This window comes from Streptomyces sp. NPDC093065 (assembly GCF_044754585.1).
GTDB lineage: Bacteria > Actinomycetota > Actinomycetes > Streptomycetales > Streptomycetaceae > Streptomyces.
In genome coordinates this window covers 165370-188176 of sequence record NZ_JBIVPJ010000018.1, presented here as the reverse complement: position 1 = coordinate 188176, position 22807 = coordinate 165370, and the positions used below count along the sequence as shown (strand labels likewise).

Sequence of the window (22807 nt, the reverse complement as noted above, 5' to 3'; positions counted from 1 at the left end):
AGAAGTACCAGCTCAAAACACGCGACTGGGCCCGCGCCGAACGCGAGGGCACCACCATCGCCCCCCTCGTCACCCGGCTCAACACCATCCGGCGCGCCCATCCCGCGCTGCACCGGCTGCGGAACCTCCGCTTCCATCACACGGACAACGACGCGCTCATCGCGTACAGCAAGCGCGCCGGGTCCGACGTCGTCCTGGTGGTCGCCAACCTCGATCCGCATCGCACCCAGGAGGCCACGATCTCGCTCGACATGCCGCAGCTCGGCCTGGACCGGCACGAGTCGGTGCCGGTCCACGACGAACTCACGGGACGGACCTACCACTGGGGCCGGACGAACTACGTGCGCCTGGAGCCCGGCCGGGCCCCCGCCCACGTCTTCCACGTCCGGCGGCCGTCCGCCGGCGCGCCGCGAAACGGAGGGGCAGGAGCCTCATGACCGTCAACGAGCCCGTGCCGGACACCTTCGAGGACACCCCCGCGGGGGACCGGCACCCGGACTGGTTCAAACGAGCCGTCTTCTACGAGGTCCTCGTCCGCTCCTTCCACGACAGCAACGGCGACGGCGTCGGCGACCTCAAGGGCCTGACCGCCAAGCTGGACTACCTGCAATGGCTGGGCGTGGACTGCCTGTGGCTCCCGCCCTTCTTCAAGTCACCACTGCGCGACGGCGGTTACGACGTCTCCGACTACACCGCCGTGCTCCCGGAGTTCGGCGACCTCGCCGACTTCGTCGCCTTCGTCGACGCGGCGCACCAGCGCGGCATGCGCGTGATCATCGACTTCGTCATGAACCACACCAGCGACCAGCACCCGTGGTTCCAGGAGTCCCGCAAGAACCCGGACGGCCCCTACGGCGACTACTACGTCTGGGCCGACGACGACACCCGGTACGCCGACGCCCGCATCATCTTCGTCGACACCGAGGCGTCCAACTGGACCTACGACCCGGTGCGGGGCCAGTACTACTGGCACCGCTTCTTCTCCCACCAGCCGGACCTCAACTACGAGAACCCGGCCGTGCAGGAGGAGATGCTGGCCGCCCTGAAGTTCTGGCTCGACCTGGGCGTGGACGGCTACCGTCTCGACGCCGTGCCCTACTTGTACGCCGAAGAGGGCACCAACTGCGAGAACCTGCCCGCCTCCCACGCCTTCCTCAAGCGGGTGCGCCGCGAGATCGACGCCCAGTACCCGGACACGGTGCTGCTGGCCGAGGCCAACCAGTGGCCCGAGGACGTCGTCGACTACTTCGGCGACTACGCCACCGGCGGCGACGAGTGCCACATGGCCTTCCACTTCCCCGTCATGCCCCGCATCTTCATGGCCGTGCGCCGCGAGTCCCGCTACCCGGTCTCGGAAATCCTCGCCAAGACCCCGGCCATCCCGTCCGGCTGCCAGTGGGGCATCTTCCTGCGCAACCACGACGAGCTGACCCTGGAGATGGTCACCGACGAAGAGCGCGACTACATGTACGCGGAGTACGCCAAGGACCCGCGCATGCGCGCCAACATCGGCATCCGCCGCCGGCTCGCCACCCTCCTCGACAACGACCGCGACCAGATCGAGCTGTTCACCGCGCTGCTCCTCGCCCTCCCGGGATCACCGATCCTCTACTACGGCGACGAGATCGGCATGGGCGACAACATCTGGCTCGGCGACCGCGACGCCGTGCGCACCCCCATGCAGTGGACGCCCGACCGCAACGCCGGCTTCTCGACCTGCGACCCGGGGCGCCTCTACCTGCCCGCGATCATGGACCCGGTCTACGGCTTCCAGGTGACGAACGTCGAGGCGTCGATGGCCTCGCCGTCCTCGCTGCTGCACTGGACCCGCCGCATGATCGAGATCCGCAAGCAGAACCCCGCCTTCGGCCTGGGCACCTACACCGAGCTGCCCTCCTCCAATCCCGCGGTGCTGGCCTTCCTGCGGGAGTACGAGGACGACCTGGTGCTGTGCGTGAACAACTTCGCGCGGTTCGCCCAGCCCACCGAGCTGGACCTGCGCGAGTTCGCCGGACGCCACCCGGTCGAGCTGTTCGGCGGGGTCCGCTTCCCCGCCATCGGTGAACTGCCGTACCTGCTGACCCTCGGGGGCCACGGCTTCTACTGGTTCCGGCTCACCCGAGTCGCATCCCGCATCGGCCGCCGCGCTTGAGCGTGGGCCGAGGAAAGGACGCGTCACCATGCCGAAGACCGCACCCCTGCGCACGAGACGCAGGCAGCTCGCCGAGCCGATGGCGTCGCTCGGCGAGTTGCTGCGCCAGTGGCTGCCGCGCCAGCGCTGGTTCGCCGGCAAGGACCGGCCCGTGGCCGAGCTGGGTCTGCTGTCGATGACCGAGCTGTTCCCCGGCTGCCTGCACCTCCTGGTGCACACCGGGCAGGGCTCCGTGCCCTCCCCGGGCGGCGCGCCGTCGGCCGGGGACTGCTACCAGCTGCTCCTCGGCGTGCGCGAGCAGCCCGCGCCGCGGCTGGGCCGGGCCGTCATCGGCCAGGTGCAGGACGGTCCGCTGGCCGGGCGGACGGTCTACGACGCGCTGCACGATCCGCGCACCGCCCAGCTGCTCCTGGAACGGCTGCGGCATCCCGGCAAGGCGGGTCCGCTGCGCTTCGAGGCCGACCCCGCGCGACCGGTGCCCGCAGGTCTCGCACCGCGACTGCTGGACGCCGAGCAGTCCAACACCTCGCTGATCTACGGCGACGAGTTCATCCTGAAGCTCTTCCGCCGCGTGCAGCCCGGCGTCAACCCCGACCTGGAGGTGCCGGACGCGCTGGCCCGGCAGGGCTGCGGCCGGGTCCCGGCGCCGGTGGCGTGGATGCGCACGACCCATCCGTACCAGGCGACGCTCGGCGTGCTCCAGCCGTTCCTGCACGGCGCCTCCGACGGCTGGACCCTGTCCCTGAACGCACTCGCCGCCGGGGACGAGTTCACCGTGCAGGCGCACGAACTGGGCCGGGCGATGGGCGACGTGCACCTCGCGCTGGCCTCCGCCTTCCCGGTCGGCGCACCCGGCGAGAACGGCCGCACCGCGGCGGCGATGACCGAGCGCCTCACCGCGGCCGCGCACTGCGTACCGGCGCTGCAGCCCTTCGTCCCCGGGCTGCGGGCCGCCTTCGCGGCACTGTCCACCTGCGACTCGGGCCCGCCCGCCCAGCGCATCCACGGCGACCTGCACCTCGGTCAGGTGCTGCGGGCCGGCCGGGACTGGTTCGTCATCGACTTCGAGGGCGAGCCCTCGCGTCCCCTGGCCGAGCGGCGCAGCGCCCACTCCCCCGTCCGCGACATCGCGGGGATGCTGCGCTCCTTCGACTACGCCGCCCGGCAGCGCCGCCCGTGGCGCCCCGAGTGGGCGCGCCGCTGCCGGGAGGCGTTCTGCGCGGGCTACGCCGCGCGCGCCGGATGGGACCCCCGCAAGAAGCACGGCCTGCTGCGCGCCTACGAGACGGACCGTGCCGTGTACGAGGTGCTGTACGAGGCCCGGCACCGCCCCGACTGGCTTCCCGTACCCATGGCGGCGATCGAACGACTCGCCGTGAGAGGAGACTGACCCGTGGCCCTCCGCGACACCTCGATCCCCGAGCCGTCCGCCCCGGCCCCGCACGCACCCGGTGCGTGCGCGATCGCGCCGCCCCTCGACCCCACCGACCGGGGGCGCCTGCTGGCGGGCGCCCACCACGACCCGCACGCCCTGCTCGGCGCCCATCCGGTGCCCGGCGGCGTCGCCTTCCGGGCGCTGCGCCCCTACGCCCGCGAGGTGGGCGTGGTCGTCGACGGCGAGCGCCACGCCCTCGTGTCGGAGGGGGACGGCCTGTTCTCCGCCGTCCTGCCCCTGCCCGGGATTCCCGCGTACACCCTCCTGGTGGCGTACGAGGAGGGCGAGCCGCAGGAGACGCACGACCCGTACCGCTTCCTGCCCGCCCTCGGCGAGCTGGACCTGCACCTGATCGCCGAGGGCCGGCACGAGCAGCTGTGGCAGGCCCTCGGCGCGGAGCCGACGACCCATGAGGGCGTCACCGGCACCCGGTTCACGGTGTGGGCGCCGAACGCCCAGGGCGTGCGGGTCGCCACCGACTTCACCCACTGGGACGGCACGGCGTTCCCGATGCGTTCGCTGGGTTCGTCCGGCGTCTGGGAGCTGTTCCTGCCGGGAGTCGGCGAGGGCACCGGGTACAAGTTCGAGATCCACTCGCGGTACGGACACCGGTTCCTCAAGGCCGACCCGATGGCCCGAGCGGCCGAGGAGCCGCCGAACACCGCGTCCGTGGTGACCGCCTCGCACTACGAGTGGGGCGACGCCCAGTGGATGCGGACCCGGTCCGACGCCCCCGTGCACGAGGCGCCGTTCTCGGTGTACGAGGTGCACCTGCCGTCCTGGCGGCCGGGGCTGAGCTACCGCGAGCTGGCCGACGAGCTGCCCGCGTACGTGAAGGACCTGGGCTTCACCCACGTCGAACTGATGCCGGTCGCCGAGCATCCCTACGGGCCGTCCTGGGGATACCAGGTCACCGGCTTCTACGCGCCGACCGCGCGCCTCGGCTCGCCGGACGACTTCCGCTTCCTGGTCGACGCGCTGCACCGGGCCGGGATCGGCGTGATCATGGACTGGGTGCCGGCCCACTTCCCGAAGGACGACTGGGCGCTGGGCCGCTTCGACGGCGACCCGCTGTACGAGCCCGGGGACTCGCGGCGCGCTGAGCACCCGGACTGGGGGACGTACACCTTCGACTTCGCGCGCACGGAGGTGCGCAACTTCCTGGTCGCCAACGCCGTGTACTGGTGCGAGGAGTTCCACATCGACGGGCTGCGCGTCGACGCGGTCGCCTCGATGCTGTACCTGGACTACTCGCGCGACTCCGGCCAGTGGGAGCCCAACCAGTACGGCGGCCGGGAGGACCTGGCCGCGATGGCCTTCCTCCAGGAGATGAACGCCACCGTCTACCGGCGCTGCCCCGGCGTGGTCACCATCGCCGAGGAGTCGACCGCCTGGGGCGGCGTGACCCGGCCGACCGACACCGGCGGGCTCGGCTTCGGCCTGAAGTGGAACATGGGCTGGATGCACGACTCGCTGGAGTACGCCGCCCACGAGCCGGTGCACCGCAAGTACCACCACCACGAGATGACGTTCTCGATGGTGTACGCGTACAGCGAGAACTACGTGCTGCCGATCTCCCACGACGAGGTGGTGCACGGCAAGCAGGCGCTGGTGTCGAAGATGCCGGGCGACTGGTGGCAGCGGCGGGCGAACGTGCGCGCCTACCTGGGCTTCATGTGGGCCCACCCGGGCAAGCAGCTGCTGTTCATGGGGCAGGAGTTCGCGCAGGGCGCCGAGTGGTCGGAGAAGCAGGGACCCGAGTGGTGGCTCCTCGACGAGGGGTACCACTCGGCGGGCGACCACCGCGGGGTGCGGGACCTGGTCCGCGACCTCAACACCCGCTACGCCCGCACTCCCGCCCTGTGGCAGCGCGACACCGACCCGGCGGGTTTCCGGTGGGTCTCGGTGGACGCGGCCGAGGACAACGTCTTCGCGTTCCTGCGCTACGACGCGGACGGCACCCCGCTGCTGGCGGTGTCGAACTTCTCCCCCGTCGTGCGGCACGGGTACGGGCTCGCCGTCGGCGACGGGGCCGTCGCCTGGCAGGAGGTGCTCAACACCGACGCCGAGGAGTACGGCGGCAGCGGCGTGGCCAACCCGGACCCAGTGAAGCCGGAGGACGGGAGCGTCCGGATCACGCTGCCTCCGCTGGCGACGGTCTGGCTGATGCCGTACGCGCTGTGAGGCGACCAGGTGTCCGACCGGCTGCCCGGGGCAGTCGGTCGGTGGCACCGGCCCACAGAAAGGCGGCATCACGTGCGCACCGTCGGAGTGGAGGAGGAACTCCTCCTGGTCGACCCTGCGACCGGTGAGCCGCGGGCGCTGTCGGCCGCCGCGCTCGCCCGGGCCTCACTGGACGACGCGAAGCAGGACGTCTTCGAGAAGGAGCTGCACGAGCAGATGCTCGAGTTCGCCACGCACCCGCAGGCGGACATGGAGCGGCTGCAAGCGGAGATCGCCCGCTGCCGCAAGGAGGCCGGCCGGCATGCCGGCGGGATCGGGTGCGCCGTCGCCGCGCTCGCCACGTCACCGCTGCCGGTGACCCCGTCCATCGGCGTGAACCGGCGCTACGAGTGGATGGCCGAGCAGTACGGCGTCGTCGTCCACGAGCAGCTGGTCCTGGGCTGCCATGTGCACGTCTCGGTCGACTCCGACGAGGAGGGCGTCGCGGTGATCGACCGGGTGCGGCCCTGGCTGCCGGTGCTGGCCGCGCTGAGCACGAACTCGCCCTTCTGGCAGGGCCGCGACTCCTCCTACAGCAGCTATCGCAGCCGGGTCCTGGCAGCGCTGGCCGTCGGCCGGTCCCACGGAGCTGTTCGGCTCGGCGGAGCGCTACCACCGGCGGGTCGCGGACATGCTCGCCAGCGGGACGATCCTCGACGACGCGATGGTCTACTTCGACATCAGGCTCTCCCCGCGGTACCCGACGGTCGAGTTCCGGGTCGCGGACGTGTGCCTGGACGCCTCGACGGCCGTCGTCCTCGCCGCGCTCGCCCGTGCGCTGGTCGACACGGCGGCACGGGAGTGGCGCGAGGGGGTGGAACCGGCCGGGACCAGCGTGAGCCTGCTCCGCCTCGCGGCCTGGCGGGCCGCCCGGTCCGGGCTCACGAGTGAGCTGCTCCACCCCGCGACGATGCGGCGGATGCCCGCCGGGACGGTCGTCAGGGCGCTGCTGGAGCACGCCGAGGAGGCCCTCGCGGCCGCGGGCGACCTCGACCGGGTGCGCGAGGGCGTGGACGAGCTGTTGCGGCACGGCAACGGCGCCCGGGTGCAGCGCCGGCTGCTGGAGCGCACTGGCAGCCTGCGGGAGGTCGTCGCCGCGTGCGTGCGCCGCACTCAGGCCGTCTGAGACATCAGTAGATCAGCGCCAGGGCGTAGCCCAGGAGACCCACCGCGAAGATCAGCACGACGGCGAGGATCAGGGTCATCGGCCCCTTGGCCCAGCCCTTGGCCGGGTTGTTGAGCAGATCCTGGGGGCCGGCCTCGGGCATGCTGCTCTCCGCCGGCGGGGTCTCCCCCGGCGGCACGCCGCCGCCGGGCTCCAGGCCGGTGCTGAGCCGGGGTTCGGGATCGGGGTTCACGTAGGTCATGCCCCCCGAGTCCCCCGATCCGGCCGGATCACCGGGCGAGAACACTTCTGCCGTCCCGGCCCTCCGTCGCCCGCGGCTGGGCTAGCCTCCGAGCACCGTCGACCACGGTGCCCGTCGACGGCGTCACCGTCCGTACACGTCAGGAGCCGGCGCATGCGCGACCCCGCTCTCGCTCCCCCGCTTGTCCCACCGCTGACCGGCGGACTCGCCGACAGTCTCTTCGAGACGGCCGCCCGCTCACCGGCCCTGCCGATGCTCGCCCGCCGCCGGGACCCCGCCTCCGCCCGCTGGGACGAGGTGACGGCGGTGGAGTTCCGCGACGAGGTGGTCGACGTGGCGAAGGGCCTGATCGCGAGCGGGATCTCGCCGGGTGACCGGGTGGCGATCCTGGCCCGCACCCGGTACGAGTGGACGGTCTTCAGCTACGCCCTGTGGACGGTGGGCGCCGAGGTCGTGCCGGTCTACCCGACCTCCTCGCGCGACCAGGTCGAGTGGATCCTGCGGGACGCGGGCTGCGTCGGCGTACTGGTCGAGGACGAGCAGAGCGTGATGACCGTCGGCTCCGTGTGCGCCTCGCTGCCCGCCCTGCGCCACGTCTGGCAGCTGGACGCGGGCGCGCTGGACGCACTGGTGGAGCGCGGCGCGTTCCTTCCGTTCGCCACGGTGGACTCGATGCGCCGCATCGTGCTGCCGGACTCCACCGCGGTGGTCGCCTACACCTCGGGCACCTCCGGCCGCGCCCTGGGCTGTGCGCTGAGCCACCGGGGTCTGGCGGGCCCGTGCGACACGCTGCTCGCGGGCTGGGGCCACACGGTGGCGCCGCCGGGAGAGCAGGGCGCGGTCCTCGCCTTCCTCCCGTTCTCGCACGTGTACGGGCTGATGATCCAGAGCCTGTGCGTGCGGGGCGGGCTGCTCATGGCGCACGAGCCGGCGATGACCGCGCAGGCCCTCTCCTCGGCTCTGCGTTCCTTCCGGCCGACGTATCTGTACGCCGTGCCGTCGGTCCTGGAGAAGATCTACAAGAACTTCCTGCGCACCGCCCAGCAGGCGGGGCGCGGCGCCCTGTTCGAGCGGGCCGCGGACACGGCCCGGGACTTCGCCGCCGCGCTCGAGCGCCGGCGCCTCGGCAGGGGGCCCGGGCCCGGCCTCGACCTGCGTCTCCAGCACGCCCTGTACGAGCGGACGGTGTACCGGCGGCTGCGCGACGCGCTGGGCGGCCGGGTGGGCCGGGCGACGTCCGGCGGTTCACCGCTCAGCCGCGAGCTCTCCCTCTTCTACGAGGGCATCGGCGTCTACGTGCACGACGGCTACGGGCTGACGGAGACCAGCGGCGGACTGACGATGCAGCCGTGGGGCCGGGAGAAGTCGGGCACCGTCGGGCAGGTGCTGCCGGGCATGGAGCTCCGGGTGGCCGACGACGGGGAGATCCTGGTGCGCGGGCCGTCGCTGTTCCAGGGGTACGTCGGAGACGAGGGGGCCACCCGCGAGATGATGCGCGGCGGCTGGCTGGCCACCGGCGACCTCGGGCACCTGGACGAAGAGGGCTACCTGGCGATCACCGGCCGCAAGAAGGACGTCATCATCACGAGCGGCGGCAAGAGCGTGGCACCGGCCGCCCTGGAACAGCGGCTGCGGATGCACCCGCTGGTCCACCAGGCGGTGGTGGTGGGCGACAACCGGCCCTGCGTCGGTGCGCTGATCACACTGGACCCGGAGTTCCTGGCGCACTGGCGGGCGGCCCTGGCCCTGCCGGGCGACGCCCCGGCCCGGGAGGCGCGCGAGGAGAATGCGCTCGCCGAGGAGATCGCGCGGGCCGTGGCCGCGGCCAACAGCGCCGTGTCGCGTTCGGAGTCCATCAGGGTGTTCCGGGTCCTGCCCGACCCCTTCGACGTGGCGGGCGGACTGCTCACCCCGTCGATGAAGCTGAGGCGGGACGAGATCGTACGGACCTACGCCCTGGAGATCGACGCGATGTACGGGGCGCGGTCGCACCGCCGGCCGGCGCAGCCGCCGCCCGGGGAGCCGGCCGGCTGGGAGGACGCCGACAACGTGTTCCTCCGCTGATCCGGCGGGTGTCACCCCCTCGCGGCGGGCGACACCCGCGCGACTAGGTTCGGCCGGCACGGGAACCTACAACGGAGGGAATACGAAGGAGAAGGAACGACGCCCGGCCGGTGCCGGGCCGGGAAGGCGCAATGGCAGCCGAGTCGCGTTGGGACAGGACACTGGCTTCCGAGGAGATCACGAACCGCACCGCCAGCTTCACCGGGGAGCTGCACAACGTGACCGGCGCGCGGCTGGTCGCGGAGGAGTTCCTCTACGACCTCGCCCGTGCGGCGCCCCCCGCGGCGCCCGAGCACTGGGACGACATACTCCTCGTCGTCACGGAGCTGGCGGCGAACGCCGTGCAATACGCTCCGGGGCCGTTCCAGCTGCGGCTGCGCCGTACCTTCGACGGTGTGCACGTGGTGATGCACGACACCAGTACGACGGAGCCGGCGCCGCGTCCCTTCCGCCCCAGCAAGGGCGGCGGCGGCATCGGCTGGCATCTGATCCACACGCTGTCCGACCAGGTGAGCGTCGTCACCGGGGACCGGGGCAAGGACATCCACGTCTTCCTGCCCTGGTGACCGCGCCGGTCACGGGGCGTCCGCGGCGCGCAGGGGCACCAGCGCGCTGATCGTCTTGCCGCCCTCCGCACGCAGGTCGACGGTGACGTCCCGGGCCAGCCGGGCGACGAGCGGCCAGCCGTAACCGCCACCGGGGTGGGTCGTGGGGAAGGCGTACGCGGCCCGGGGCACCACCGCGCTGTTGTCGTGGACGGCGATCCAGAGTCCTTCCCGCGTGGGCCGCGCCTCGAAGCCGGCCAGCCCGTCGCCGTGCCGGATGGCGTTGGTGACCAGTTCCGAGACCACGAGCAGCAGGTCGACGACGTCCTCCTCGCGCACCTCGCGCCCCGGGCCGCCCCACCGCGTCCGCGCCACCGACTCCGCGTACGCCCGTGCCGCCGCCGCGCCGGACCCGGCGCCCGGCGCCGGCAGGGCGAAGGGCGGGAGGTCGGGCGGTGCCGTGACGGCCGTGCTGGGCGTGATGATCCGGTCGGCTGGTCGCATGTCGGTGTTCCCCGGTTTCCGCGTGCTGTCGTTCGGTCCGGTCAGGTCGCCGGGCTCTCCCGCGGCGGCAGCCGGTGATAGTAGTCGCCGACGGAGGCCAGATAGGCGCGGTCCATCGTCTCGCTGTCGGTCCGGAACCTGGGCGCGGCCTTGACCTGGGCCCTGGTGCAGTTCAGCGTGACCGTACGGGCCGCGGCGTCGATGCTCCGGACCGCTCCGACCGGCACGAGGACGCTGCGGCCGAACACCCAGACGCCGGTGTCGACGACGAGGTGCCGCATGCCGAAGTGCTCGGCCTGCCGGTCCACGTGCCCGATGGTGCCGTCGTCGGCGACGACGGTGCAGCCCGTCAGGTCCGCTCCCGCGTCGTGACCGCTGTCCGCCGTGTACGACCAGATGCTCTCCATCGGCACGCTGCCCTTCCCTCCCGTGTCGGTGACGACCGTGGGGCCGGGCGGACGCAACGGGCCGGACCGGCTCCACAGCAGCTGATACCCGGCCGGGGCCGCCGCATTCGGGGCCGGCGGGCGCGGCGGTGGCGGGTTCCTCCCGGCCGTGCCGCGGCGGGCTCCGGCCGGCCGCGTCGCGCGGTGCCGGCCGCTCGCCGTGACCCGCCCGGGTGTACGCGTTCGGCCGGGTGACACGTCGCTTTGTCCGCGCCCGGTACCTGGGTTAGCCTCTGACGTATTTTTCTGCTGGGGGCAATTCCGTGAACTGCGCGAACGCGGGCACGGAAGGCCGGACCGCCCGAGCGGTCCGGAGGGGGTGGTGAGTCCTCGCCGCGAGGACTCCCGGGTAGCGGAACGAGGGCAGGCATGACCAGCGACAGCACCGGATCCGTCGACGCGGTTCCGGGCGATCAGGAGTTGCGCCGTCTCCTGGCGGGCCTGACGGCCGTGCGGGACGGCGACTTCGGTACCCGTCTGCCGGACGACGCGGACGGCCTGATGGGCGACATCGCCAAGGTCTTCAACGGCATGGTGGACCAGTTGTCCGTGTTCACCTCCGAGGTCACACGGGTCTCCCGCGAGGTCGGCTCCGAGGGGGCCCTCGGCGGGCAGGCCCGGGTGCCCGGGGTCTCCGGCACCTGGGCCGACCTGACGGACTCGGTCAACGCCATGGCGGGCAATCTCACCACCCAGGTCCGCGACATCGCCCAGGTGGCCACGGCGGTCGCCAAGGGCGACCTCTCGCAGAAGATCGACGTGGACGCCCGCGGCGAGATCCTCGAACTCAAGAACACCATCAACACCATGGTCGACCAGCTCTCCGCCTTCGCCGACGAGGTCACCCGCGTCGCCCGCGAGGTCGGCACCGACGGACGGCTCGGCGGCCAGGCCGACGTCCAGGGCGTGCGGGGCACGTGGCGCGACCTCACCGACTCGGTGAACTTCATGGCGGGCAACCTGACCAACCAGGTCCGCAACGTCGCCCAGGTGGCCACCGCCGTGGCCAAGGGCGACCTCTCCCAGAAGATCACCGTGGACGCCCGCGGCGAGATCCTCGAACTCAAGAACACCATCAACACCATGGTCGACCAGCTCTCCGCCTTCGCCGACGAGGTCACCCGCGTCGCCCGCGAGGTCGGCACGGCCGGGAACCTGGGCGGGCAGGCCCGGGTGCGCGGGGTGTCGGGCACCTGGAAGGACCTCACCGACAACGTCAACGTGATGGCGTCGAACCTGACCGGTCAGGTCCGCTCCATCGCCCAGGTGGCCACCGCCGTGGCCCGCGGCGACCTGTCGCAGCGGATCACCGTCGACGCCGAGGGCGAGGTCGCGGCGCTGGCCGACGTGATCAACACGATGGTCGACACGCTTTCGGCGTTCGCCGACGAGGTCACCCGCGTCGCCCGCGAGGTCGGCACCGACGGGCGCCTGGGCGGCCAGGCGCACGTGCCCAACGTCGCCGGCACCTGGAAGGACCTGACCGACAACGTCAACTCGATGGCCAACAACCTCACCAACCAGGTGCGCAACATCGCCCTGGTGACGACCGCGGTGGCCCGGGGCGACCTGTCGAAGAAGATCGACGTCGACGCGCGCGGCGAGATCCTCGAACTCAAGACGACGATCAACACGATGGTCGACCAGCTCTCCGCCTTCGCCGACGAGGTCACCCGGGTGGCCCGCGAGGTCGGCACCGAGGGCCGGCTCGGCGGCCAGGCCGAGGTGGAGGGTGTCTCCGGCACCTGGAAGCGCCTCACGGAGAACGTCAACGAGCTGGCCGGCAACCTCACCCGCCAGGTCCGCGCGATCGCCGAGGTCACCTCCGCCGTCGCCGAGGGCGACCTGACCCGCTCGGTCAACGTGGAGGCCTCCGGCGAGGTCGCCGAGCTCAAGGACAACATCAACGCGATGGTGGAGTCCCTGCGCGAGACCACGCGGGCCAACCAGGAGCAGGACTGGCTCAAGACCAACCTCGCCCGTATCTCCGGCCTGATGCAGGGGCACCGGGACCTGCCCGTGGTCGCCGAGCTGATCATGGACGAGCTGGTGCCGCTGGTCTCGGCCCAGTACGGCGCCTTCTACCTGGCCGAGGACGGCGACGACGGTCCCGAGCTGCGGCTCGTCGGCTCCTACGGCTACCCGGAGGACACCTCCAGACCCACCCGCATCGCCTTCGGCCGCACCCTCGTCGGCCAGGCCGCGCGCAGCCGGCGCACCATCATGGTGAACGAGCTGCCGCCGGGCTACCTGACCATCTCCTCGGGGCTCGGCGAGGTGGTGCCGGCCGCGCTGGTGCTGCTGCCCATCGTGGTCGAGGGGCAGGTCCTCGGTGTCATCGAGCTCGCCTCGGTCGCCCCGTTCACCCAGATCAACCAGGACTTCCTGGAACTGCTGATGGAAACCATCGGCGTGAACGTCAACACGATCGTGGCCAACGCCCGTACCGACGAACTCCTCGCCGAGTCGCAGCGCCTGACCGGCGAGCTCCAGGCCCGCTCCGCGGAGCTGCAGAGTCAGCAGGAGGAGCTGCAGCACTCCAACGCCGAGCTGGAGGACAAGGCGTCCCTGCTCGTGACGCAGAACCGGGACATCGAGGCGAAGAACCTGCAGATCGAGCAGGCCCGGCAGGAGCTGGAGGCACGCGCGCAGCAGCTGTCGCTGGCCTCGAAGTACAAGTCGGAGTTCCTGGCCAACATGAGCCACGAGCTGCGCACTCCGCTCAACAGCCTGCTCATCCTGGCCCAGTTGCTCGCCCAGAACCCCTCGCGCAACCTCAGCCCGAAGCAGGTCGAGTACGCGGGCATCATCCACTCGGCGGGCTCGGACCTGCTGCAGCTGATCAACGACATCCTGGACCTGTCGAAGGTCGAGGCGGGGAAGATGGACGTCTCCCCCGAGCGCGTGACACTGCGCCAGCTCATCGAGTACGTCGAGGCCACCTTCCGGCCCATGACGAGCCAGAAGGGCCTGGAGTTCACGGTCACGACCGCGCCCGGGGCACCGGCGGACCTGCTGACCGACGACTCCCGGCTGCGGCAGGTGCTGCGCAACCTGCTGTCCAACGCGGTGAAGTTCACCGAACGGGGCGGCGTGGAGCTGTCCGTCGAACCGGCACCGGACGACGACGTGCCCAGGGGCGTGGTCCGGGGCGGGTCCGTGGTGGCCTTCCGGGTCAAGGACACCGGCATCGGCATCCCCGAGCAGAACCTGGAGTCGATCTTCGGGGCCTTCCAGCAGGCGGACGGCACGACGAGCCGCAAGTACGGCGGCACCGGGCTGGGTCTGTCCATCACGCGGGAGATCGCGCAGTTGCTGGGCGGCGCCGTCACGGTGGACAGCACGCCCGACCGGGGCAGCACCTTCACGCTGTACCTGCCCGTGGCCCGGCCCGACTTCGAGGACCTGCTGGCCCGCGGCCCGGAGCGGGTCCCGGCCGACGCGTCCGCCGACTTGCCCGACCGTCCGCTGCCGGTGGCCGAGCCGACCGGCGGCCACCGGCAGCGGCCGCGGCGCCTGCTCGTCGTGGAGGAGCGTCCGCGCGGTCTGCTGACCCTCGTCGCGGAGAGCGTGGTCGCCGACCTGACACACGGGCGGGACGACGCCGGCGACCGGCCCCCGCTCGACGTCATCACGGCCGTGGGGGCCGAGGAGGCGGCCGGGGCGCTGGCGGCCGAGCCGTGCCACTGCGTCGTGCTGGAGCTGGGCATGCCGGACGGCGAGGCGTCCCGTTTCCTGCACGCCCTGCGGGGCGACTCGGCGCTGGCGAGCGTGCCGGTGCTCGTGCACAGCGGGCACCGCGCGGACGCCGCCCTGGAGGAGGACCTGCGTTCGGGCGCGGCGGGCGGGGCCCTGGAGTTCCTCTCCAGCCTCGACGAGCTGCGCGAGCGCATCGCCCTGCACCTGGCCGCCGAGGAACCCGGGGACGTGCTGTCCCTGGTCCGGCCGGAGGAACCGCCGCGCGCGGCACCGCAGTCCGGCGAGGATCCGCCCGCCGGGCGCACCGTCCTCGTCGTCGACGACGACGCCCGCAACCTCTTCGCGCTCAGCGGGATCCTGGAGCTGCACGGTTTCCGGGTGCTGCACGCGGAGAACGGCCGCCGGGGCATCGAGACCCTCATGGACCACCCGGAGGTGGCGCTGGTCCTGATGGACGTGATGATGCCGGAGATGGACGGCTACACCGCGACGGCCGAGATCCGCCGGATTCCGCGCTACGCCGAGCTGCCGATCATCGCGGTCACGGCGAAGGCGATGCCCGGGGACCGGGAGAAGAGCCTCGCCTCGGGCGCCAGCGACTACGTCACCAAACCCGTCGACACCCAGGACCTCATCGCCTGCGTCCGACGGTGGCTGCCGGCATGAGCACGCCCGAGCAGCCCGGCGATCCGGCCGGTGCCCTCCGGCGGGACGTGTCCGACCCGGTCGACCTGACCCCGCTGTCCCCCGTGGGCAGGCTGGCGGCCACGGTCGACCGGCTCAGCCGCGAGGTGCGGGCCGCCCAGGCGGAGGCCGAGGGCCGGGCGCTGATCGAGCTGGCCAAGGGCATCCTGGTCGCGCGGCTCGGCTGCGGTCCGGCCGAGGCCGCCCGGCAACTCGCCGAACTGGCCGAGCAGTCCCAGGCGACGCCGCTGGAGTTCGCGGTCGACGTCATCAACCAGGCCGCCCGCGACCGCATGTCGGAGGTGACGGAGGCGTTCCTCGCGGCCACCGCCGCCGTGCGGGCCACGGCCCCCGGGGAAGGCGCGGACACCGCGGAGCCCGGGGAGGCGGTGGCCGAGTCGGCCGCCGTACGCCTGCGGGCCGCCGAGAGCGGCGCGCTGGCCGCGGACGACACCCAGGCCGTCGCCGACGCGCTGCTGGAGCAGGCGCTGCGCCCGCTCGGCGCGGTCGCGGTGGCCATCTGGGCCGTCGGGTACGACGGGTCGCTCACCCTGGTGGGCAGCGCCGGGTTCCCGCCGGCCGAGGCGGCCCGCTGGCGCTATGTGCCGCCGGACGTGGCGACGGTGGCCCGGTGCGGACTGACCGAGCGCTCGGGGCAGTGGTTCGCCTCGCCGGCTCGGACGGGCCTGCCGAGCGTGGGCCGGCACCAGTACCCGGACGGCGGCAGGGTCGCCGTGCCCGCCGGTACCGGGGGACGCATCCACGGTGTGCTGGAGATCGCCTGGCCGATGCCGCTGCCTCCGCAGCCGCCCCAGGTGGTGCGCCAGGTGGAGGCCCTGGCGGAGCTGTGCGCGCACACCCTGGAGTCGTACACGCCGCCGCGCGGCCCCGGACAGGAGCCGCGGGTCATCCCGGACGCGGTGGAGCTGATGGACCTGGCCGACGGGCTGCACGACCCCGCCCTCGTCCTGGTGCCGCACCTGGACGCGTCGGGTCACCTGGCGGACTTCCGCATCCAGCACGTGAACAAGCGCTTCATGGACCCGGCCGGGCGGCCGCGCGCCGTCGTCGGCGGTGCGCTGCTCCTGGAGGCGTACCCGATGGCCGCCGGGGACAGCGAGCTGTTCCAGAACGTGGAGCGGGTGTACGCCACCGGCGAACCGTTCCGCGCCCGGCACATGAATCTGACCGCCCTGGTGGACCAGGTGCCGCTGTCGGCGGTCGCGGACATCAGCGTCAGCCGGCACGGCAACGCCGTGCTGCTCATCTGGCGCATCGAGGACGAGACGGCGCGGCTGGCCAGCCTCCTCCAGCACGCCCAGCGGCTCGGCCGCATCGGCGGCTTCGAGGAGAACCTGCTGACCGGTGAGATCACCTGGAACGGGCAGCTCTTCGACCTCTACGGGCGCCCGCACACGAGCACGCCGGTGCCGCTGGAGGAACTGGCCGCCCACGCCCACCCGGACGACGCCGTGGCCATCGGACGGTTCCTGCGCACGCTGCTGCACCACCGGCGCCCGGCGTCGGCGGCGTTCCGGCTGCGGCGGCCCGACGGGGTGACCCGGCACGTGCGGGTGGTGGCCGAGCCGGTCCTGGACACCGACGACCGGCTGCTCCTCGTACGGGGCGCCTGTCAGGACATCTCCGCCCAGCACTGGACGGAGGTGGCGCTCGCCGCGACCCGTGACCAGCTGGCCCAGACCGAGCAGCAGGCCGTCGAGCGCGCCCGGCTCACCCTGCAGCTGCAGCACGCCATCATGCCGCCCGCCCAGACCCCTCTGCAGGTGCCGGACCTCCAGGTGGCCGTCCGCTACCGGCCCGCGGAGACGGAGCAGCTGGTGGGCGGAGACTGGTACGACGCGGTGATGCTGCCGAGCGGACTGGTGCTGCTGTGCGTGGGAGACGTCGCCGGGCACGGGATAGAGGCGGCGACCAGCATGGTGGTGCTGCGCAACGCGCTGCGCGGTCTCGCGGTGACCGGGGCGGGTCCCGGGCAGCTGCTGTCCTGGCTGAACATCGTGGCGCACCATCTGACGGGCGGGGTCACCGCCACGGCGGTGTGCGGCCTGTACGACCCGGCCCGGCGCACCCTGCGCTGGGCGCGGGCGGGCCATCTGCCGCCGGTGCTGGTACGGGGTCCGGGGGCTCAGCCGCTGCCGCTGGTGCGGGGCATGCTGCTGGGGGCGGTGGCGGAGGCGGCGTACGAGGAGGCCGAGGCGCAGCTGGCCGCCGGGGACACGCTGCTGATGTACACCGACGGTCTGATCGAACGCCGCGACCGTCCGGTGGAGGAGGCGCTGGCGCAGCTGCTGAGCACGGTGCGCCCGACGCCGAACACCCTGGACCAGCACCTGGACCGGCTGCTCACCTACAGCAGGTCGGACACGGACGACGACACGTGTCTGGTGGGCATCCGGGTCGGGTGACGGGATGCGCGGAAACCGGGTCCCGGCCGGCAGGTGTGGGCTCGGGATTCGGGGGTAACCGCCCGGCGCGGTGGGCCACACGACGGCCCGCCGCGCCGCCGCATTGTTGGAGGTACACGTGCCCATAGCCCAGAACCCGCTGTCCGTCGAGGTGACGCTGCCGCGGGAGGACGTCGCGCTGCTCAAGGTGGAGGGCTACCTGGACGTAGACACGGCGACCGAGTTCCAGCACCACCTGGCCAACCAGCTCCACCACGGCCGCAGGCACTTCCTGCTGGATCTGTCGGAGGTCCCGTTCATGGACTCGTCCGGCATGAACATCATCCTGCGGGTCTACCAGGAGGCCCGCGATCTGCCGGGCAGTGTGCACATCATCTCGCCGGCGCCGGCGGTGCTGCGCGTCCTGGACCTGACGGGGGTGAGCATCACGGTGCCCGTCTCCCAGAGCGTCGAGGAGGCGCTCTCCCGCGTCGACGCGCACCCGGAGGGTCCGCAGGTGCCCGACGCCTGAGCCGCCCGCCCCGCGTCCCCTCCGGGCCGGTCGTGCGGAAGCAGGTGTCGTGCGAGGTCGGCGGGTGGATACAGTTGTCGCCCGGCAGAGTCACGTCGCCGTCACGTCGTCCCGCGGGGCGGATGCGGCGCAACGCGGATGAGGAGTGGGACAGGTGCCGGAACAGGCCGAGGGAACTGCGGGAGCGCCGACGCGCGAGGTCAGGGACTTTCTGCGGCGTCGCCGTGAGCAGATCGCCCAGCGGTGGGCGGACGAGCCCCTGTTCCGGGCGGTGTTCACCGTCTCGCGCGACGAGGCGGTCGAGGCGGGCAAGGCCGTCGTCGACGCGCTGGCGCAAGTCGCGGACGCGGCGCGGGTGGAGGACCCGGACGCGGCCGGATTCACGTCGGTGCGCGAGCAGTTGGCGCGGATGGGCGCGGCCCGCTCGCGCGCCGGGCTGAGCACCGCACAGGTGTCGAGCGAGCTGGCCGCGCTGCGTCCTCCCGTCGAGAACCTGCTCGTGTCCGACCTGCCGGAGGACGCCCCGGCCGAGCACGTCCGGTCCTGTGTCACCACGCTGAGCGTGCTGATGGGCACCCTCCGGGTCGTGGTCATGCAGACGGCGCTCAGTGAGGGGCAGGCGCTCATCGACCGCCAGCGGCTCCAGCTGCTCGAGGTGGCCACGCCGGTCATCAAGCTGTGGGACGGCATCGTGGCCGTGCCGTTGATCGGCACGCTGGACAGCGCGCGCAGCCAGGTGGTGATGGAGACCCTGCTGGAGTCCATCGTCGAGCAGCAGGCGCGCTACGCGATCCTGGACATCACCGGCGTGCCGACCGTGGACTCACTGGTGGCCCAGCACCTGATGAAGACGGTCGCGGCGGCCCGGCTCATGGGCGCCGAGTGCATCGTCTCCGGCATCCGGCCCGCGATCGCGCAGACCATGGTCCACCTCGGTCTGGACCTCGGCACGGTGGTCACCCGGGCGAGCCTCGCCGACGCGCTCGGGTACGTGCTGCACCAGCTCGGGGTCGGCATCACGACGCCCGGTACGAACGGTGCGGTCGCGCGGTGAGCCAGGGATTTCCCGGGGCCCACGGGGCTCCGGTGACAGGGCATGTTCCGGTGCTCCGGCTCGGTGAGGTCCTGCTGGTCACCCTGCAGGGCGATCTGCACGACAGCACGGCGCAGCAGCTCCAGGAGGACCTCGCCGAGACCATCGTGCGCAGCGGTGCCACGGGCGTGGTCATCGACGTCTCCGGCGTGGAGATCGTCGACTCCTTCCTCGGCCGGATCCTGGCCGAGATCGCCGGGCAGACCGGCCTGCTGGCCGCGCGGACCGTGCTGGTCGGCATGCGCCCGGCGGTCGCCATCACCCTGGTGGAGCTGGGCCTGACGCTGCCGGGCGTGCACACCGCGCTCAGCACCGAGGTGGCCATGGATCTCCTCAGGCAGCAGGCCCCCTCGTCCCGCTTCGGCGGCCTCGGCCAGGAGCGTTTGTGATGCACACTGCCGCGGGCTCCCAGGCCCGCCTGCCGATCCGTTCGGACATGGATCTGGTGTGGGTGCGACAGCACGTGCGGCAGGCGGCCGCCCAGCTCGGCTTCGGCCTGGTGGACCAGACCAAGCTGGTCACCGCGGCCAGTGAGCTGGCCCGCAACACGCTCGTGTACGGCGGTGGCGGCACCATGGAGACGGAGTCGCTCGTCGAGGGGGCGACGCACGGGCTGCGGCTGACCTTCAGCGACGAGGGTCCCGGCATCCCGGACCTGGAGCAGGCGCTCAGCGACGGCTTCACGTCCGGCGAGGGGCTGGGCATGGGTCTGGGCGGCGCGCGGCGCCTGGTGCACGAGTTCGGGATCGAGAGCGCCCCGGGCGCCGGGACGACCGTGCGGGTGGCGTCCTGGGTGGGCCGGCCGCCACGCCCGCGTGAGGAGTCCTGATGCCCCGCGTGTGGGACGTACCGGTGCACGACTCGACCCGGGTGCGCGACGCCAGGGTGGCCGCGGAGCACGCGGCGGCCCTGGCCGGTCTCGACGAGCAGCGGACCTCGACGGCGGCGCTGGTGGCGACCGAGCTGGCCACCAACCTGCTCAAGCACGCCGGTGGCGGCCGGGTCGTCGTCGACGTGGTCGCGCCGCCCGTCCTCGCGGCCGGCCGGGACTCGGCGCCGCGTGTGCAGATCGCCACGGTCGACCACGGCCCCGGGATCGCCGACGTGTCCGCCGCGCTGCGTGACGGTTTCACCACCACGGGCTCCCTCGGTGCGGGGCTCGGCACCTGTGCGCGCCTCGCCGACGACTTCGACCTGCACAGCGTCCCCGGCCGGGGCACGGTCGTCGTCGCCCGGGTGGGTCCCGTGCCCGGTGCCCGCGCCGTCGATCCCGGACCGGCGGCCCGGTTGCGGGCCGGCGCGGTGAACGTCCCGTTCGGCGGGGCGGAGTACTCGGGCGACGCCTGGGCCTGGGTCCGGGACGGGGACCTGGTCACGCTGATGCTGGCCGACGGTCTCGGCCACGGTCCGGAGGCGGCCCGCGCCTCGGGTGCCGCCGTGGAGGCGCTGCGCGCCTCGGCCCACCTGCCGCCGGCCGAAGCGGTGCGGCGGCTCGACCGGGCGCTGTCCGGCACCCGCGGCGCGGCGGTGGCGGTGGCCCAGGTCGACGCGCGGGCCGCGGTGCTCAGGTTCACCGGTGTCGGCAACATCGGGGCGCGGCTGTGCGAGGGCGGCACCTGGCGGCACCTGGTGTCGCGTCCCGGCATCGTCGGCACCCACCGGCCCACCACGCTGCGCGAGGAGGAGACGGCCTGGGCGGACGACCGGGTGCTGGTCCTGCACAGCGACGGTCTGCCGAGCCGGTGGTCGCCGACGTCCGACACGTGCCGCACGTCGGCCGACCCGGCGGTGACCGCCGCCGTGACGATCCGTGACGCCAGCAGCCCGGCCCGGCCCGTGCGGGACGACACCGCCGTCGCCGTGCTGGTCCCGACCCCGCCGGACGGCCCATGACGCGAACCTGGCAGATCAGCGACGTCACCGACGCGGCCCTGGCCCGTATCGCCACCGCACGGCTGGCGGCGGCCTGCGGTGTGCCGCCCGTGGAGCGGACGCGGCTGACGGCCTCGCTCGGCGCACAGCTGCGGCTGTGCCTGACCAAGGGCGGCACCTGGCGGCTCAGCCTGGAGACGGGCACCGCCTCCCGCGCCGCCGCGGCGCCCGGGCAGGGCGTGCTGCACGCCGTGGTCACGCCGTCGCCCGAGGCCGCTGCCGCCGGGCAGCCGCCGTGGCGGGTCACGGTGCCGTGCCCGGAGGCGGGCCCGGACGTCGCCACCGACGGCGTGGCGGACGACCCGGCGGAGCTGGCACAAGCCCTGCTGGGAGCCGACGAGGACACGGCGCTGGTCCTGGAGCGGCTCACCGAGCAGGAGGACCTGGTCGACTTCCACCGGGAGGAGCTGCAGCAGACGAACCAGGGCGTGGTGGCCCTGCACGCCGAGCTGGACGCGGCGGGGCGGGCCCAGCGCGAGGCGTTCGCCGCCGAGCGCAAGGCGCGCACGGAGGCGGAGAACGCCCGGCGCAGGCTGACGTTCCTGGCGGACGCGAGCGCGGTGCTGACGGCGTCGCTCGACCATCACGAGATCGTGCGCAGGCTGCCGGAGCTGCTGGTGCCCGAGTACGCGGCCGGTGTCGACATCTGGCTGTTCGACCAGGACGGCGACCGGACCGGGTCGGCCCACTCGGCCGCCGCGGTGGTCGCCGCCCGCACCGGACGGCCGCAGTACGCGGCCGCGCACCCGGGCGGGCTGCCCGGGGTCGACGACCAGCCGCCCTCGGCGCTCGCCCCGGACCGCCCACTGCTGTGCATCCCGCTGCCGACGCGGCAGGCGCCGCTGGGTGTCGTGACCCTGTCCCCGCCCGGCAGCCGCTGGGACCCGGACGACGCCGTGACGCTGGTCGAGCTGACCCGGCGGGCCAGCATCGCGATCGACCACGCCCAGCGCTACCAGCACAACCGCGACATCGCCGAGACGCTCCAGCGGGCCCTGCTGACGGAGTTGCCCGCTCCGCCCGGCCTGGCCCTGGCCGCGCGCTATCTGCCGGCCACCCACGGGCTGAACATCGGCGGCGACTGGTACGACGCCTTCCGTCAGCCCGACGGCGGTGTCATCGCCGTGGTCGGGGACGTCACCGGGCACGGGCTGCGCGCGGCCGTGATGATGAGTCAGCTGCGCACCGCCCTGCGCGCCTACGCGGTCGACGGCGGCAGCCCCGGCCAGTTGCTGACCCGCCTGCACACCTTCCTGCACCATCTCCAGCCCGATCTGTTCGCCACCGCCGTCATCGCGCGCTTCCACCCGGACGACCCCACCATGACGTGGGCGGCGGCCGGTCATCCGCCGCCGGTGCTGCGTACCCCGGACGGGCGGGTTCGGACTCTGGACGCCAAGCCGGGTGCGATGCTCGGCATCCCGCTGCGGCAGGAGATCGCGGACCACACGGTGCCCATGGCGCCCGGTTCGACGCTCGCGCTGTACACGGACGGTCTGGTGGAGCGCCGCGCCCACGGCATAGACCCGGGCATCGCGCGGCTGGCGGAGGCGCTCGGGTCGTTCGGACCGGCCGAGCTGGACGCGGACCTGGGGGGTTCGGCGGACGGGATCCTGCGTCCGATGCTCAGCGACTCCGAACGCGACGACGACGTGTGTCTCCTGCTGTGTCACCTGCGCGACCGCGGCTGACCTCACGCGTCTCACGTGGTCTCGCCCGGTTCGCG

At 73.0% G+C, this 22807-nt stretch carries 17 protein-coding genes and 1 pseudogene; 15 read left to right on the top strand and 3 right to left on the bottom strand.

The genetic code is table 11. The annotated features are described in order from the left end of the window. From ACIQFU_RS27995 to ACIQFU_RS27975, 5 genes and pseudogenes are all read left to right on the top strand, one after another. Positions 1-437, top strand: a 437-nt coding sequence (locus tag ACIQFU_RS27995; protein WP_402555030.1) for a DUF3459 domain-containing protein, incomplete at its 5' end; no start/stop codon positions are given. After that, positions 434-2152, top strand: coding sequence for a maltose alpha-D-glucosyltransferase (gene treS, locus ACIQFU_RS27990; protein WP_402555029.1), 1719 nt, complete (start codon positions 434-436; stop codon positions 2150-2152). The genes ACIQFU_RS27995 and treS, both read left to right, overlap by 4 nt. A 28-nt stretch (positions 2153-2180) precedes the next feature. Then, positions 2181-3542: a maltokinase gene (locus ACIQFU_RS27985; protein ID WP_402555027.1), complete on the top strand. Its 1362-nt coding sequence runs from the start codon at positions 2181-2183 to the stop codon at positions 3540-3542. A 3-nt stretch (positions 3543-3545) separates the two neighbouring features. Further along, the gene (gene glgB, locus ACIQFU_RS27980; protein WP_402555026.1) at positions 3546-5771 is read left to right on the top strand and encodes a 1,4-alpha-glucan branching enzyme; all 2226 of its coding nucleotides are present in this window, start codon (positions 3546-3548) and stop codon (positions 5769-5771) included. Between the two features lie 72 nt (positions 5772-5843). Continuing rightward, positions 5844-6936: pseudogene (locus tag ACIQFU_RS27975) on the top strand (glutamate--cysteine ligase). Between the two features lie 4 nt (positions 6937-6940). Here the strand turns inward: ACIQFU_RS27975 and ACIQFU_RS27970 are convergent. Continuing rightward, positions 6941-7177: a DUF6480 family protein gene (locus tag ACIQFU_RS27970; protein WP_402555025.1), complete on the bottom strand. Its 237-nt coding sequence runs from the start codon at positions 7175-7177 to the stop codon at positions 6941-6943. A gap of 153 nt (positions 7178-7330) precedes the next feature. Here ACIQFU_RS27970 and ACIQFU_RS27965 point away from each other — a divergent pair, with 153 nt between their 5' ends. Further along, positions 7331-9241, top strand: a complete 1911-nt coding sequence (locus ACIQFU_RS27965) for an AMP-dependent synthetase/ligase (protein WP_402555024.1) — start codon at positions 7331-7333, stop codon at positions 9239-9241. Positions 9242-9372: 131 nt separating this feature from the next. Beyond that, positions 9373-9807: an ATP-binding protein gene (locus ACIQFU_RS27960; protein WP_402555023.1), complete on the top strand. Its 435-nt coding sequence runs from the start codon at positions 9373-9375 to the stop codon at positions 9805-9807. A 9-nt stretch (positions 9808-9816) separates the two neighbouring features. Here the strand turns inward: ACIQFU_RS27960 and ACIQFU_RS27955 are convergent, their stop codons facing one another. Then, the gene (locus ACIQFU_RS27955) at positions 9817-10290 is read right to left on the bottom strand and encodes an ATP-binding protein (protein ID WP_402555021.1); all 474 of its coding nucleotides are present in this window, start codon (positions 10288-10290) and stop codon (positions 9817-9819) included. A gap of 41 nt (positions 10291-10331) precedes the next feature. Beyond that, positions 10332-10703, bottom strand: a complete 372-nt coding sequence (locus tag ACIQFU_RS27950) for a PRC-barrel domain-containing protein (RefSeq protein WP_402555020.1) — start codon at positions 10701-10703, stop codon at positions 10332-10334. Between the two features lie 402 nt (positions 10704-11105). Here ACIQFU_RS27950 and ACIQFU_RS27945 point away from each other — a divergent pair, with 402 nt between their 5' ends. From ACIQFU_RS27945 to ACIQFU_RS27910, 8 genes are all read left to right on the top strand, one after another. Next, complete coding sequence (locus tag ACIQFU_RS27945; protein WP_402555018.1) at positions 11106-15101, top strand: HAMP domain-containing protein; 3996 nt, start codon at positions 11106-11108, stop codon at positions 15099-15101. Continuing rightward, on the top strand, positions 15098-17545 hold the full coding sequence (locus ACIQFU_RS27940) for a SpoIIE family protein phosphatase (protein ID WP_402555017.1): 2448 nt from the start codon (positions 15098-15100) through the stop codon (positions 17543-17545). The genes ACIQFU_RS27945 and ACIQFU_RS27940 overlap by 4 nt, the downstream gene beginning before the upstream one ends. A 118-nt stretch (positions 17546-17663) precedes the next feature. Continuing rightward, positions 17664-18056, top strand: coding sequence for an STAS domain-containing protein (locus tag ACIQFU_RS27935; protein ID WP_402555015.1), 393 nt, complete (start codon positions 17664-17666; stop codon positions 18054-18056). A 154-nt stretch (positions 18057-18210) separates the two neighbouring features. Next, positions 18211-19110 carry an STAS domain-containing protein gene (locus ACIQFU_RS27930; RefSeq protein WP_402555014.1) on the top strand — a complete coding sequence of 300 codons (900 nt, stop codon included), beginning with the start codon at positions 18211-18213 and terminating at the stop codon, positions 19108-19110. Beyond that, positions 19107-19538 (top strand): STAS domain-containing protein, encoded by a 432-nt coding sequence (locus ACIQFU_RS27925; protein ID WP_402555012.1) that lies wholly within the window; start codon positions 19107-19109, stop codon positions 19536-19538. Before ACIQFU_RS27930 ends, ACIQFU_RS27925 begins: the two co-directional genes overlap by 4 nt. Next, positions 19538-19978 carry an anti-sigma regulatory factor gene (locus tag ACIQFU_RS27920; RefSeq protein ID WP_402555010.1) on the top strand — a complete coding sequence of 147 codons (441 nt, stop codon included), beginning with the start codon at positions 19538-19540 and terminating at the stop codon, positions 19976-19978. Before ACIQFU_RS27925 ends, ACIQFU_RS27920 begins: the two co-directional genes overlap by 1 nt. Beyond that, positions 19978-21042, top strand: a complete 1065-nt coding sequence (locus ACIQFU_RS27915) for an ATP-binding SpoIIE family protein phosphatase (RefSeq protein WP_402555008.1) — start codon at positions 19978-19980, stop codon at positions 21040-21042. The genes ACIQFU_RS27920 and ACIQFU_RS27915 overlap by 1 nt, the downstream gene beginning before the upstream one ends. Continuing rightward, entirely contained in the window at positions 21039-22772 is a 1734-nt protein-coding gene (locus ACIQFU_RS27910; RefSeq protein WP_402555007.1) for a PP2C family protein-serine/threonine phosphatase, read from the top strand. The genes ACIQFU_RS27915 and ACIQFU_RS27910 overlap by 4 nt, the downstream gene beginning before the upstream one ends. Positions 22773-22807: the final 35 nt, after the last annotated feature.

Excerpts from the sequence above, each read along its gene's own strand:
- ACIQFU_RS27985 (WP_402555027.1), top strand. The coding sequence starts at position 2,181 with ATGCCGAAGACCGCACCCCTGCGCACGAGACGCAGGCAGCTCGCCGAG.
- ACIQFU_RS27915 (WP_402555008.1), top strand. The coding sequence starts at position 19,978 with ATGCCCCGCGTGTGGGACGTACCGGTGCACGACTCGACCCGGGTGCGC.
- ACIQFU_RS27940 (WP_402555017.1), top strand. The coding sequence starts at position 15,098 with ATGAGCACGCCCGAGCAGCCCGGCGATCCGGCCGGTGCCCTCCGGCGG.
- treS (WP_402555029.1), top strand. The coding sequence starts at position 434 with ATGACCGTCAACGAGCCCGTGCCGGACACCTTCGAGGACACCCCCGCG.
- ACIQFU_RS27960 (WP_402555023.1), top strand. The coding sequence starts at position 9,373 with ATGGCAGCCGAGTCGCGTTGGGACAGGACACTGGCTTCCGAGGAGATC.
- ACIQFU_RS27920 (WP_402555010.1), top strand. The coding sequence starts at position 19,538 with ATGCACACTGCCGCGGGCTCCCAGGCCCGCCTGCCGATCCGTTCGGAC.
- ACIQFU_RS27970 (WP_402555025.1), bottom strand. The coding sequence starts at position 7,177 with ATGACCTACGTGAACCCCGATCCCGAACCCCGGCTCAGCACCGGCCTG.
- ACIQFU_RS27945 (WP_402555018.1), top strand. The coding sequence starts at position 11,106 with ATGACCAGCGACAGCACCGGATCCGTCGACGCGGTTCCGGGCGATCAG.
- ACIQFU_RS27910 (WP_402555007.1), top strand. The coding sequence starts at position 21,039 with ATGACGCGAACCTGGCAGATCAGCGACGTCACCGACGCGGCCCTGGCC.
- ACIQFU_RS27955 (WP_402555021.1), bottom strand. The coding sequence starts at position 10,290 with ATGCGACCAGCCGACCGGATCATCACGCCCAGCACGGCCGTCACGGCA.
- ACIQFU_RS27965 (WP_402555024.1), top strand. The coding sequence starts at position 7,331 with ATGCGCGACCCCGCTCTCGCTCCCCCGCTTGTCCCACCGCTGACCGGC.